This is a genomic window from Streptomyces sp. BK340, assembly GCF_007827595.1.
Lineage (GTDB): Bacteria > Actinomycetota > Actinomycetes > Streptomycetales > Streptomycetaceae > Streptomyces.
On the sequence record NZ_VISR01000023.1, the window covers coordinates 89,760 to 101,724 of the forward strand.

Sequence of the window (11,965 nt, forward strand, 5' to 3'; positions counted from 1 at the left end):
GATGGTTGACGTCGGCACACGTTCTCGGGGGGGGAGCGGTCGGGCCACATGGTCACGGCAACGCCCACCCCGTCCGACGCACCGTCAAGCCGCCACTCCCCGGGCGTCTCACGTGCGCGGCGCGGAAGGGCCGGCCGAAGTGGCAGCACGGAACTCGCCCTCCCGCACGGGCGGGAGGGCGAGTTCCGTGGCGTGCGGTCAGCTCGTCGCGCGGACCGCGTCTCGGATCAGTGCGGCGACCTCCTTGGGCCGGGACAGGGCGACCGCGTGGGACGCGCCCTCCAGCTCCAGGACGGTCGCTCCGGCCCGCTTCGCGCCGTAGCGCTCGACCTCCGGGTTGATCGCCTCGTCCGCGCCGGCGACCAGGGCCCAGGACGGCTTGGTCCGCCACGCGGCGGCGGGGGCGGTCTCCTCGAAGGCCGCGGCGGCGAGCGGACGCTGGGCCACCGCGAGGACCTTGGTGACCTCGGGGGCCACGTCGGCGGCGAACACCGACGGGAAGGCGTCCGCCGCGATGGTGACCTCGACCGCGTCCTCACCGTCCGGGCCGGGGTACGTCCATTGCTTCAGGTTGCTGACCAGCGGCGAGAGCGGGAAGCGGCCCTGCAGCTCACCGAGGCTCTCGCCCTCCTCGAGGACGTAGGCGGCCACGTAGACCAGCCCGACGACGTTCTCGACGGTGCCGGCCACGGTGATGAGCGCACCGCCGTACGAGTGGCCGACCAGCACGACGGGGCCGTCGATGCGGGCGGCCACGGAGGCGATGTAGGCGGCGTCGGAGGCGAGGCCGCGCAGCGGGTTGGGCGGCGCGACGACGGGGATGCCCTCACGCTGCAGTTCCTCGATGACCCCGGACCAGCTGCTCGCGTCGGCGAACGCGCCGTGGACGAGGACGACCGTGGGAGTGGAGGCGGTCATGTGGGTGCGGTCTCCTCGGCTTCAGGCGGTGTGCAGGGCCGCGTGCAGGGTGCGGGCGGCCAGGGTGATGGCGGCTTCGGCGGCATGGGTGCCGCGCAGGGCGTTGAGCATGACGAAGTCGTGGATGATGCCCTGGAAGCGCACCGCGGTGACCGGCACGCCCGCCTCGCGCAGCTTGTTGGCGTAGGCCTCGCCCTCGTCCCGCAGGACGTCGGCCTCCGCGGTGATGACGAGGGCCGGGGGGAGGTCGCTCAGCTGCTCCGCGGTGGCACGCAGCGGGGAGGCGGTGATCTGGGCCCGTTCGGCCTCGTCGGTCGTGTACTGGTCCCAGAACCACCGCATGCCGTCGCGGCGCAGGAAGTAGCCGGTGGCGAACTGGTGGTAGGAGCCGGTGTCGAAGCTCGCGTCCGTGACCGGGTAGAACAGCACCTGCTGCGCCAGCGGGAGGCCGCCGCGTTCCTTGGCCATCAGGGTGAGGGCGGCGGTCATGTTGCCGCCGACGGAGTCACCGGCCACGGCCAGCCGCGAGCCGTCCAGGCCCTTGGACGCCCCCTGCTCGACGACCCACCGGGCGACGGCGTAGTTCTGCTCGATCGCGACCGGGTAGCGGGCCTCCGGCGACAGGTCGTACTCGGGGAAGACGACGGCCGCTTCGGCACCGACGGCGAGTTCCCGTACCAGGCGGTCGTGCGTGTGGGCGTTGCCGAACACCCAGCCCGCGCCGTGGATGTAGACGATCACCGGGAGGATGCCGGTGGCGCCCGCGGGCTTGACGATGCGTGCCCGGACGCTGCCCGTCGGCCCGCCCGAGACGGTGATCCACTCCTCGTCGACGGCCGGCTTGTCGATCTCGCCGGACTGCACCTCGTCGACCGCCTTGCGGCCCTCCGCCGGGTCGAGTTCGAACAGGTAGGGCGGGTTGGCGGTCGCGCGGGCGAAGTCGGCGGCGGCCGGTTCCAGGACCGGCTGGACCGGGGCTACGGCATCGGACATCGGTTCTCCTCGGATTTCGGGGGCGCCGGATCGCATGGTGGATCCGCTCGGTACTCCGGCGCCGCTGAGCGCCACCGTAGATCCGCCGGGCGGAGGGCAATTGCCCGTGAGCGAACGGGCAGTGTGCCGACAGCGCACGGATTCGCGCGGCGCTGCTGCGGGTGCCCTGGAGGGAAGGGTCCGGTGCACCGGGAGGAAGCACGTGCTACCTGCTCGCGGAGTCCCGCCACTCGCGCGGGGTCATCCCGTACGTCGCCCGGAAGACACGGCTGAAGTGCGTGGCGCTGGCGAAGCCCCAGTGGCCCGCCACCGCGGCGATGGTCCGGGTCCCGCGGGAACGGTCGGCGAGTTCGCGCCGGCACTCCTCCAGCCGGCGCAGCAGGACCCGCCGGCCGACGGTGGTTCCTTCGTCGGCGAAGAGCTTGTGCAGGTACCGCACGGAGATGTGGTGGGCGCGGGCGATCCGCTCGGGGGACAGCTCCACGTCACTCAGGTGCAGGTCGATGAACCTGAGGATCCGGGACACCAGGGCCGACTGGTCGTCGGCGGCCGCACTACCGTGTTCCCGCAGGTGCTCCGTGGCGAGGGTGATGAGCAGTTGCACGGCGTTCCAGGCGAGCATGTCGCCGACCGTGGCCCGCGACGCGACGGCGGTGTCGGCGAGGTCGGACAGGAACGGTGAGAGGAGCGAGCCCATCCGGGAGTCGCGGCGCACCGGCACCCTGGTGATCCGGTGCACGTCGCGGTCGGCGAGCCCGAGCAGTTCGCGTGAGAGCAGGAACGTCTGCGTACGGCATCCCTCGGGGAGGTCCAGCACGGGCGGGCGGTGCAGGTCGTAGAAGCAGATGTCGCCCGGGCCGAGCCGGCCGTCCACGGAGGGTTCCTGCACTAACACCGGGCCGCCGCCCCGCACGCCCACGAAGAGGAAGTCGCCGCTGTCCCGGGCGATCCACCTGCGGGGCCCTCCGGTGAGGTCCGGCCCGGTGTACGGCGCGCGTTCACGGGGCAGCACGGCGGGGGCCGGGTCCGTGATGAGGATGTCGAGTCCCATGGCCCGTCGCCGCACCGGTTTCGGTTGCGGTGATCTCAGGTGTCCGCCGCTCGCCTCGATGCCGGTCGTCGCCGTCATCCGTCGTCGCCTCCGCTCTGTCGTCACGTGAAGCGGCGATGGAGAGGGCCACTTCGCCGGGAGCGTAGATCGGGGGATGTGCAAAAAGAGTGACAAGGAAGTGAGGGGGCTACTCGGTCAGTTCGGTGGCGAAGGCCCGCAGCAGCTCGTGCAGGGCGTAGTGGCCGGGCGCGGCTTCGGTGACGAGGTGCGCGTCGGTCAGCTCGCCGAGGAGGGTCCTGGCCTCGCGCACCGGCAGGTCGGCCAGTGCCGCGGCGGCACCGGCCGTGACGAAGGGGGCGGTGTGCCGCGGGAGCAGCCGGAACAGCCGGGCGCCGCCGGCCGACAGGGTGCGGTAGGAACAGCCGAACGCGGCGCGGGCGTCGGCTGCCCCCTTCGCGCAGGAGAAGGCGTCGAGGCTGCCGTGGGAGGCACGGAGTTCGGCGGCGAGGGCGGCCAGCGGGAAGTCTCTGCGGCTGGCGGCGCGGGCGGCGACGACGGCGAGGGCCAGCGGCAGCCGCCCGCACCGCGCCACGATCTCCTCGGCCGCCTCGGGTTCGGCGGTCACCCGCTCTGAACCGATCCGCCGGGCCAGGGCGGTGCGTGCGTCCGCCGCGGACGGCAGGTCCAGGGGCAGCGGGCGTGCGCCGGCGGCGATCAGGCCGGGTAGTCCGTTGCGGCTCGTGACCACTGTCAGGCAGCCGGGCGGGACGGGCAGCAGGGGGCGGAGCTGCTCGGTGTCGGCGGCGCCGTCGAGGAGGAGGAGAAGGCGGCGGCCCGCCAGCAGGCGTCGGTGGAGACCGGCGAGCTCGTCGACGCCTTCCGGCATCCGCTGGGCGGGCACTCCGAGGGCGGCGAGGAGCTGCCGTAGCGCCTCGGCGGGTTCCAGGGCGGCCCGGCGCGGGTCGAAGCCGCCCAGGTCCACGTGGAGTTGGCCGTCCGGGAAGCGGTCGGCGACGCTGTGCGCCCAGTGGACCGCGAGGGTGGTCTTGCCGATGCCCGCCATTCCGCTGATCAGGACGGTCGCGGGCCGGTGACCGGTGGCCGCCGTGGTGTCGGCGAGGGCGCTCAGCGTGTCGAGTTCGGTGCCGCGGCCCGTGAACACGGCGAGATCGGGCGGCAACTGGGCGGGCCGGACGAAGGGTTCCGGAGAGTGCGGTCGCGCCGACGGCGTGCTCCGCGCGGTGATGTGCCCGGCGGGACGCACCTCCTGGCGCAGGACGCGGGCGTGGGCCGCGCCCAGCTCGGGACCGGGTGCGACGCCCAGCTGGGCGGCCAGGTCGCGCCGGACGCGCTCGTACACGGCCAGCGCCTCGGCCTGGAGACCGCAGGCCGCCAGCGACATGACCAGTCGGGCGTGCAACGGCTCGTCGAGCGGCTCGACTTCGGCGGCTCTGCGCAGGGCGGGGAGCACCTGCTCCGACCTGCCGCACAGCAGGGCGGCGTCCGCTGCCATCTGTGCGGTGCGCACGATGTCCCGTTCCACGGCCGCGAAGTGCGGGTGCGCGCGGATGGCCACGGGTATCCCCGTCGCCACCGGACCGCGCCACAGGGCGAGGGCGTCGGCGAAGTGCCGTACCGCCTCCTCCGGCCGGCCGGTTGCGGCGGCCCGCATGCCCTGCCGGGCGAGGTCGCGGAAGCACAGCAGGTCGACCTCGTCGGTGTCCGCCTCCAGCAGATAGGCACCGGTGAGGCCGAGCAGGCGCCGTCCGGGCGCGCGCGGCGGCAGGCCCGGTTCCAGCAGCCTGCGCAGGGCACCGACATACCGGCGCACCACGTTGCGGGCACTGGCAGGGGGCTGCCCGGACCAGAGCACCTCGACGATCTCGCTCATCCGGATGGGCCGGCCCGTCTGCACCAGCAGCAGCCCGAGCAGGGCCCGTTGCTGCGGAAAGCCGAGATCCAGCTCGGTCTCCCCCCGCACCACCCGCAGGGATCCGAGCACTTCGAACCGCATCACTTCACCGAGCCCCGTCCCGCACGGCCACCGACCACCGACCACCGACCGCCGGCCAGCAACCGCTGTCCGCCGACCACCCATTACCGCCGCATCGCGCACATGCGGGCCTCTCACACCGCGCCGGGCCATTCGTCCCGTCCGTCGAGTCTGGCCCGGACCCGGTCGGCGTCGGGATGACCGAGGGCGGTGAGGAGGGTGAGTGCCTCTTCCCAGGCGGCCCGTGCGCTGTCGCGGTCGCCGGTGGCCAAGTGGGTCTCGCCGATACGGGTGAGCGTGTCGGCCTCCGGGTACGGCACCCCGAGCGCGCGGTACAGGGTCAGCGCGTTGCGGTAGCCCAGCAGGGCGTGCGGGTGGCGGCCGAGGTGGTGGTACGCGTAGGCGATGCTGTCCCAGGTCGCGGCCTGGCCGTAGCGGTCGCCCAGGTCCTGGAGCAGGGTCAGGGCTTCGAAGCAGTGGGCGAGCGCCTGCCGGTGCTCGCCGAGCAGGACGTGGTACCAGCCGACGGAGTTGAGGACGCTGGCCTGCGCCGGCCGGTGGCCCGCGGTACGGAACAGGTCGAGGGCGAGCCGGTTGTGCCGCAGGGCTCCGGCCAGGTCGCCCAGCTGCTCGCTCGTCCAGCCCAGGCTGCGGTGGGTGCCCGCCCGGCCGACCAGGTCACCGAGGCCGGCGAACAGCTCCAGGGCTCGTTCGAGGTGGGCGCGGGCCTCCTCGTGCAGTCCCAGTCTGCCGGCCGCCCGGCCGAGGCCGCGCAGGGCGCGGGCTTCCAGGGCGGGATCGGCGAGCCGCAGCGCGGCGTCGCGCGCGGTGCGCTGGGCGGCCAGTCCGTCGTGCCAGTGGCCGCGCCGTTCGAAGTACGGCTCCAGGGACCAGGTCAGCAGACACGCGAGCCGGTCTCGTCGGGAGGCCGCCGCCTCCTGGACGACGGCAGGCAGTACTCCGTACTCGGCGCCGAGCCAGGCCAGGGCCTGACTGTCGTCGGCGAACGGTTCGGCGTGCGCGCCCTCCGGCAGGGGTGGGAGATCCCCGCTCGGATCGAGGAGCGCACCGGCGGCGTGGGCGCGGTGCAGGTAGTACGCGAACAGCCTGTCGCTCGCCTCCTGCCGCTCGGCCTCGCCGTGGTGGGCCTGGAGCAGTTCGCCGGCGTGCGCGCGGAGCAGGTCGTGGAAGGCGTAGCGGCCGGGCGCGGGTTCGCCCACGAGGTGGACGCCGGAGAGTTCGGCGAGCAGCGGTCGCACCTGGCGGAGCGGCAGTCCGGCGAGCGCGGCCGCGGCGGCGGGGGAGGCGTCCGGGCCGGGGTGCAGGGCGAGGAGCCGGAACAACCGGGCGGCCTCGGCCGACACGGCTCGTACCGACCAGGAGAACACCGTGGCGACGTCCGCCGAGGTGTCGGGCCTGGTGAAGGCGTCGAGGCTGCCGTGGGCCTCGTGGAGTTCGGCGGCCACGGCAGCCAGCGGGAAGTGCGGGCGGAGGGCGGCGCGGGCGGCCACGCAGGCGAGGGCGAGGGGCAGCCCGGCGCACCGGGTGATGATCGCGTCGACCGCTGCGGGTTCGGCGGCGGTCCGTTCCGCGCCCAGCCGGCCGGTGAGGAACTCCCGCGCCTGGCCGGTGTCGAACGGCCGCAGGGTCAGGGAGCGGGCTCCGTGGGCGGCCACCAGGCCGGTCAGTTCGTCCCGGCTGGTGACGATGGTGAGGCAGCCGGGCGCACCGGGCAGCAGTGGCCGTACCTGCTCCGCGTCGCGCGCGTTGTCGAGCAGGACGAGCACCCGCCGTCCGGACAGCATGCTGCGATAGAGCGCGGCCCGGGCGTCCAGGCCCTGCGGGATGTGCTCCGGTGGCACCCCGAGCGCGTCGAGGAAACCGCGCAGGGCCTCCCCCGGACCGGTGACCGCCCCGGACGGCGCGAAGCCGCGCAGGTCGGCGTAGAGCTGGCCGTCCGGGTACCGGTCGGCGACCCGGTGGGCCCAGTGGACGGCCAGCGTGGTCTTGCCCACCCCCGCCATGCCGCCGAGCGCGGAGATCAGCACCGTCCCGGCGTCCTCCGCGCCGCCGGGGAACGAGCCGAGCACCTCAGCGAGCTCGGCGTGCCGTCCGGTGAACGTGGCCAGGTCGTGGGGCAGTTGGGCCGGTACGGCGGGGTGCGGGCCCGGCGTTTCCGGGGGCGGTGTACCGGCGCCCCGGCCGGTCGCCTCGTGCAGCGCGTCCCGCAGTTCGGGGCCGGGGTCGATGCCCAGCTCGTCGGCGAGGCGGCCGCAGGCGGTCCGGTGCGTGTCCAGCGCCTCGGCGCGGCGGCCGGTGGCCGCCAGGGCCAGGACCAGGCGGGCCAGCAGGGCCTCGTCCAGCGGGTGCGCGGCGGCGGCCTGCCGGAGTTCGGGCAGCACCCTGTCCGGTACGCCTGCGTGCAGTGCCGCGTCGGCAGCCTCGCGCACCGCGGTGAGGCGCTCGCGCTCCGGCCCGCCGACCGCGATGCGGTCGCGCACGTCCGGGGAGATTCCGGCGGCGACCGGTCCGTTCCACAGCGACAGCGCTCCGGTGAGCAGGTCCACGGCCCGTGCGGGCGAACCCTCGTCGGTGGCCCGTCGGGCTTCGTCCCGCAACTCGCGGAAGCGTACGAGGTCCAGGGCGTCGCCGTCGGTGACGAGCCGGTAGCCGCTCCCGCCGCGCACCAGGCGGCGGCCCGACGCTCGCGCGGGCAGCCCCGGCTCCAACAGACGGCGCAGGGATCCGACATGGCGGCGGACGACGTTGACGGCCGTGCGTGGCGGGTACGGGCCCCACAGCGCGTCGACGATCTCGGGCACCGACACGGGCTGGCCTGCACGAAGCAACAGGAGGGCCAGCAGCGCCTGTTCCTGAGGCCCCCCGAGTGCCAGCTCGCGCTCCCCGCGCCAGACCCGCACCGGCCCCAGCACCGCGAACCGCACGGCCGACTCGCCCGGCATGGCGCCCCCCTCCGGTCTGCCTCCCCGGACTCGACTGTACGTCACCGGATCAGTGACCGAGAGTTACCCCCCGAGATCCGCGGAACTTCCGGCATCTGTGCGTGCAACCATTCGCCAGGGTTCCGTGTCTCATGCCATAACAGCATGACTCGACCAAGGGGGACATCATGCGAAGAATTGGGGCAGTCATAGCAGCGCTCCTTCTGGCGGGCGCAGGGTTGGGGACGGCGTCGAGCGCGGCGGCCGCCACACAGGCGACGGCCTGTCCGACCGGCTGGGGCAGCGGCGACAAGGGCGGTTCCACCGCAGGCGCCGTGCCGCTCGACGACATCAGGACCGGTCGGCACGCCTGCTACGACCGCATGGTCCTCGAAGTGCCCGGCGGGGGCCGTTCCATCGGCTACTCCGTCCGGTACGTCCACCGGCTCCACCAGAGCGCCAGCGGCCGGGTCATCCCGGTCGGCGGCGGCGCGATCCTCGACGTCCACATCGGCGCACCGAGTTACGACCCGGAGACCGGCGCGGTGACCTACCCGGGACGGGTGGGCCACACCCTTCCCGGCGTGAAGGTCAGCGGGTACCGCACCTTCCGGGACACCCGGTTCGCCGGCAGCTTCGAGGGCGAGACGCAGGTCGGTCTCGGGGTCCGGGCCAGGCTGCCGTTCCGGGTGATCCAGCTGTCCGACCGTGTGGTGATCGACGTGGCCCACAACTGGACGGGCAGCCGCTGATCACGGGCCGCCCGCAGGCTTGCCCTGCCCTGCCGAGTCTGATTGGGTACCCGGCACCCCGTACCCACGGGGTATGGCAGGCGGGAGGGCGGGCGGCGTGCGGCCGACGGAAAGACAGGACACCGAGGGGCTGTTGCCCGAGGGACTCGGGCGGGCGATACGCGGGACCGCCGAGGACATCGCCGCGCTGTTGCGAAGCGTGCCCGACACGGCGGTTCCCGTACCGGGGTCGGCGTGGACCGTCGGTGAGGCGGCCGCACACCTGGCGCTGGCCAACGAGCTGATGGCCGACCTCGCCGCCGGGCGCGAACGCCCCTACGGCGACGGCACCCCGCAGAGCCTGGCCGCGGCGAACGAGGACTCGCTCGCCGCCTTCGGGGAGCGCCGGGCGGAGCCGCTGGCGACGATGATCGACGAGCAGGCCGGGGCGTTCCTGGACGCCATGACGCGGACGGCCGCCGATGCCCCCGCACCGACCACGCCACTGGGCCCCATGAACCGCGGTGTCCTCGCGTCCTACCTGCTCACGCACATGCTGGGCCACGGATACGATCTCGCGCGCGCCGTGGGCCGCCCGCACATGGTCGACGGCCGGCGCGTGAGCCTGTGCATGCCGTTCATGCTCTCGGTCATGCCGCGCGTCACGAACACCACGGCCACCGCCGGTCTCACGGCTCGCTACACGGTCAGGCTCCGCGGGGGCGAGGCGTTCGGTGTGGCCTTGGCCGACGGTGCCGTGCAGGTTACCCCGGGGCCGCCGCAGGGCCGCTCGGACTGCACCATTCTCATCGAGCCCACCGCCTTCCTGCTCGTCGCGCTGGGGCGGCTCAACCCGTGGCGTGCCATCGCCCGGGGCCAGATCCTCGCCTGGGGAGCCAAACCCTGGCTGGCGCCCCGATTCCCGAACCTGTTCACCGCGCCCTGAGCCGTCTCAGCCCTGGGAGCGGGTGGCTCCGAAGTGGGTCTCGTGGTTCCAGACGTGGGTGCAGGAGGGGCACTGCAGATGGAGCAGGCTGCCGGTGTTGGACAGCAGGTAGCGCCAGTGGGAGCGGCACTCGCCGCCCTGCGCGCAGGTGGCGCACTGCCGGCGGTCGTCGCAGTTCGGGCAGTCCACCCAGGCACGACGCCCGATGTCGGCCTGCGGATCAAGCGGCAGCATCGCCACCCCCGCGCCTGGGGAGCACCCCGGCCGCGACCAGCTCGTCGTAGATCCGCTGCTGCTCCGCGTCGAGGCCGGAGTACAGCAGGTCGTACGCCTCCTCCTCGCCGCGCAGTGCCGCGACGGGGTCCCAGTCGGGCCCCAGGGCGGCCAGGGCGTGCGTGCGCCGGAGCATTTCGTGCGCGGTCAGGTCGACGACGAATTCGACCGGCTCGGACTCGCTCACCGCGGCAGGCTGCTCGTCCGGCTCGCCAGGAAGGATGGGGTCAAAGGAGGACATACAACCGAACGTAGGTAAGCCATTCCCGCCACGGCAAGAGCAGGTGGGGGAAGTCACAGCGGCTCACTTCAGGATGTTCACGGCCCGCGCGACCACCAGGACCACGGTCACCAGGGACACCGAGGACTGGAGCATCATCAGCATCTTCGCCCACCGTGAGAGGGGCATCACGTCGGTCGGGCTGAAGGCGGTGGAGTTGGTGAAGGACAGGTACAGGTAGTCCAGGAACGCCGGCTCCCAGTCCGGCGGGGCGACCTCCGGGCTCTGCATCTGCGCGAAGAGGAAGTCGGCGTGCTGCTGCCGGCCGAGGGCCCGCGCCATCGGGCCGCCGCGGTCCCACTCCCAGTACCAGAGCGCGAACACGATGACGTTGGTCAGCCAGATGCCGCCGCCGGTCAGCAGCAGCGGCACCGCGTCCTCATCCGCCCGGCCGCTCACCAGGTCCGCGACGAGCCTGAGGGCCGCCAGGCCGTTGGCCAGGCTGATGACGGAGATCAGGCCGAGGCCCAGCCACCGCAGCCATCGCGTCTGCGGCTCGACCCGCCGGGGGTTCGCGGCGATCAGGCCGGCCAGCAGCACCAGCTCCAGCACCGGCAGCGCCCAGTACGGCTGGAGCGCGAGCCGGTGGGGCAGCATCAGCTGCAGGGCGACCGCCACCAGGATCACGGCGGTCACCGCCCAGCGCGGCTCCCCGCGCGTGGCCCGCCGCCACGCGGGGACCAGATCACGTTCGCCGGCCTCCAGCAGTCGCTCGACCCTGGCCAAGCGGTTCTCGGCGTCGCCCATGTCATCGGTCATGGCGACGATTGTCCCGCTTGGCGGGGCGCGCCTCGGAGAGGGTGCCGGGCACCGGGCGTACCGGCGCTGACCTGCGATTCAGCCGCCGATCAGCGCGGTGAACCGGGCGGTGTCGATGTTGCCTCCCGAGGCGATGACGCCGATCCGCCGCGGGAGGTTCTCGACGCGTCCGGCCAGCAGGGCCGCCAGGCCCGTGGCGCCGCTGGGCTCCAGGACGATCTTCAGGCGCTCGAAGGCGAACCTCATGGCCTGGACGATCTCCTCGTCGCTGACGAGCGTGACGGTGTCGACCAGGCGCCGGTTGATGCCGAAGGTGATCTCCCCGGGGGTGGAGATCGCCTGGCCGTCGGCGATGGTGCGGGGCACGGGAATGGTGACGCGCTCGCCGCTCTCCAGCGAGCGCTTGGTGTCGTCGCCCGCCTCGGGCTCGACACCGATCATCCGGATGCCCGGGTGGAGGGCCTTGGCGGCGGTGGCGCTGCCGGCGATGAGGCCGCCGCCGCCGACGGGCACGACGAGGGCGTCGAGTTCTCCGGTGTCCTCGAGGAGTTCGAGGGCCGCGGTGCCCTGGCCGGCGATGACGTGGGGGTGGTCGTAGGGCGGGATCAGGGCCAGGCCGCGGTCCTCGGCCAGGGCCTCGCCGAGGGCGGTGCGGTCCTGGGTGTAGCGGTCGTACGTGACGATCTCGGCCCCGTATCCGGCGGTGGCCTCCATCTTGGAGCGGGGGGCGTCCTCGGGCATCAGGATGACGGCGCCGGTACCCAGTTCACGGGCGGCCAGGGCGGTGGCCTGGGCGTGGTTGCCGGAGGAGTAGGCGGCGATCCCCTTGGCCAGCTGCTCGGGCGGGAGCTGGGCGGCCGCGTTGTAGGCGCCGCGGATCTTGAAGGCGCCGATCCGCTGGAAGTTCTCGCACTTGATGAACACCTCGGCGCCGACGAGGGCGTCGAGCGTGCGCGAGGTGAGGACGGGGGTGCGGTGGGCGATGCCCTTGAGGCGCGCGGCGGCCTCACGGACGTCGTCGAACGTTACGGGCGAAGCGGCGGCCATGGCGTGTCCTTGGAGTAGGGGGCGGGAGGTGG

At 73.5% G+C, this 11,965-nt stretch carries 11 protein-coding genes; 2 read left to right on the top strand and 9 right to left on the bottom strand.

The genetic code is table 11. From position 1 onward, the window contains the following. Positions 1-198: 198 nt before the first annotated feature. The 5 genes from FB157_RS32480 to FB157_RS32500 all read right to left on the bottom strand — a co-directional run bounded on the left by FB157_RS32480 (position 199) and on the right by FB157_RS32500 (position 7,918). Positions 199-918 carry an alpha/beta fold hydrolase gene (locus tag FB157_RS32480; protein WP_145884248.1) on the bottom strand — a complete coding sequence of 240 codons (720 nt, stop codon included), beginning with the start codon at positions 916-918 and terminating at the stop codon, positions 199-201. A gap of 21 nt (positions 919-939) precedes the next feature. Then, positions 940-1,911 (bottom strand): alpha/beta hydrolase, encoded by a 972-nt coding sequence (locus FB157_RS32485; protein WP_145884249.1) that lies wholly within the window; start codon positions 1,909-1,911, stop codon positions 940-942. 205 nt (positions 1,912-2,116) lie between these two features. Further along, on the bottom strand, positions 2,117-3,040 hold the full coding sequence (locus FB157_RS32490) for a helix-turn-helix domain-containing protein (RefSeq protein WP_145884250.1): 924 nt from the start codon (positions 3,038-3,040) through the stop codon (positions 2,117-2,119). 109 nt (positions 3,041-3,149) lie between these two features. Beyond that, the gene (locus tag FB157_RS32495) at positions 3,150-4,976 is read right to left on the bottom strand and encodes a BTAD domain-containing putative transcriptional regulator (RefSeq protein ID WP_145884251.1); all 1,827 of its coding nucleotides are present in this window, start codon (positions 4,974-4,976) and stop codon (positions 3,150-3,152) included. Between the two features lie 113 nt (positions 4,977-5,089). After that, complete coding sequence (locus FB157_RS32500; protein WP_145884252.1) at positions 5,090-7,918, bottom strand: BTAD domain-containing putative transcriptional regulator; 2,829 nt, start codon at positions 7,916-7,918, stop codon at positions 5,090-5,092. 167 nt (positions 7,919-8,085) lie between these two features. On the opposite strand from FB157_RS32500, the gene FB157_RS32505 reads away from it, so the two are divergent. Together FB157_RS32505 and FB157_RS32510 are read left to right on the top strand one after the other, a co-directional pair. Next, positions 8,086-8,649 carry a hypothetical protein gene (locus tag FB157_RS32505; RefSeq protein WP_145884253.1) on the top strand — a complete coding sequence of 188 codons (564 nt, stop codon included), beginning with the start codon at positions 8,086-8,088 and terminating at the stop codon, positions 8,647-8,649. Between the two features lie 73 nt (positions 8,650-8,722). Then, positions 8,723-9,574 (top strand): maleylpyruvate isomerase family mycothiol-dependent enzyme, encoded by an 852-nt coding sequence (locus FB157_RS32510; protein WP_145884254.1) that lies wholly within the window; start codon positions 8,723-8,725, stop codon positions 9,572-9,574. 6 nt (positions 9,575-9,580) lie between these two features. Here FB157_RS32510 and FB157_RS32515 read toward each other — a convergent pair whose 3' ends face one another. The 4 genes from FB157_RS32515 to FB157_RS32530 form a co-directional block, all read right to left on the bottom strand. After that, entirely contained in the window at positions 9,581-9,808 is a 228-nt protein-coding gene (locus FB157_RS32515; RefSeq protein WP_145884255.1) for a hypothetical protein, read from the bottom strand. Then, positions 9,795-10,088 carry a DUF6400 family protein gene (locus FB157_RS32520; RefSeq protein ID WP_145884256.1) on the bottom strand — a complete coding sequence of 98 codons (294 nt, stop codon included), beginning with the start codon at positions 10,086-10,088 and terminating at the stop codon, positions 9,795-9,797. The genes FB157_RS32515 and FB157_RS32520 overlap by 14 nt, the downstream gene beginning before the upstream one ends. Before the next feature lie 63 nt (positions 10,089-10,151). Beyond that, positions 10,152-10,886, bottom strand: a complete 735-nt coding sequence (locus tag FB157_RS32525; protein ID WP_145884257.1) for a DUF1345 domain-containing protein — start codon at positions 10,884-10,886, stop codon at positions 10,152-10,154. A gap of 78 nt (positions 10,887-10,964) precedes the next feature. Further along, positions 10,965-11,933 carry a threo-3-hydroxy-L-aspartate ammonia-lyase gene (locus FB157_RS32530; protein ID WP_145884258.1) on the bottom strand — a complete coding sequence of 323 codons (969 nt, stop codon included), beginning with the start codon at positions 11,931-11,933 and terminating at the stop codon, positions 10,965-10,967. Positions 11,934-11,965 lie beyond the last annotated feature (32 nt).

Excerpts from the sequence above, each read along its gene's own strand:
- FB157_RS32530 (WP_145884258.1), bottom strand. The coding sequence starts at position 11,933 with ATGGCCGCCGCTTCGCCCGTAACGTTCGACGACGTCCGTGAGGCCGCC.
- FB157_RS32525 (WP_145884257.1), bottom strand. The coding sequence starts at position 10,886 with ATGACCGATGACATGGGCGACGCCGAGAACCGCTTGGCCAGGGTCGAG.
- FB157_RS32485 (WP_145884249.1), bottom strand. The coding sequence starts at position 1,911 with ATGTCCGATGCCGTAGCCCCGGTCCAGCCGGTCCTGGAACCGGCCGCC.
- FB157_RS32480 (WP_145884248.1), bottom strand. The coding sequence starts at position 918 with ATGACCGCCTCCACTCCCACGGTCGTCCTCGTCCACGGCGCGTTCGCC.
- FB157_RS32520 (WP_145884256.1), bottom strand. The coding sequence starts at position 10,088 with ATGTCCTCCTTTGACCCCATCCTTCCTGGCGAGCCGGACGAGCAGCCT.
- FB157_RS32515 (WP_145884255.1), bottom strand. The coding sequence starts at position 9,808 with ATGCTGCCGCTTGATCCGCAGGCCGACATCGGGCGTCGTGCCTGGGTG.
- FB157_RS32500 (WP_145884252.1), bottom strand. The coding sequence starts at position 7,918 with ATGCCGGGCGAGTCGGCCGTGCGGTTCGCGGTGCTGGGGCCGGTGCGG.
- FB157_RS32490 (WP_145884250.1), bottom strand. The coding sequence starts at position 3,040 with ATGACGGCGACGACCGGCATCGAGGCGAGCGGCGGACACCTGAGATCA.
- FB157_RS32505 (WP_145884253.1), top strand. The coding sequence starts at position 8,086 with ATGCGAAGAATTGGGGCAGTCATAGCAGCGCTCCTTCTGGCGGGCGCA.
- FB157_RS32495 (WP_145884251.1), bottom strand. The coding sequence starts at position 4,976 with ATGCGGTTCGAAGTGCTCGGATCCCTGCGGGTGGTGCGGGGGGAGACC.
- FB157_RS32510 (WP_145884254.1), top strand. The coding sequence starts at position 8,723 with ATGGCAGGCGGGAGGGCGGGCGGCGTGCGGCCGACGGAAAGACAGGAC.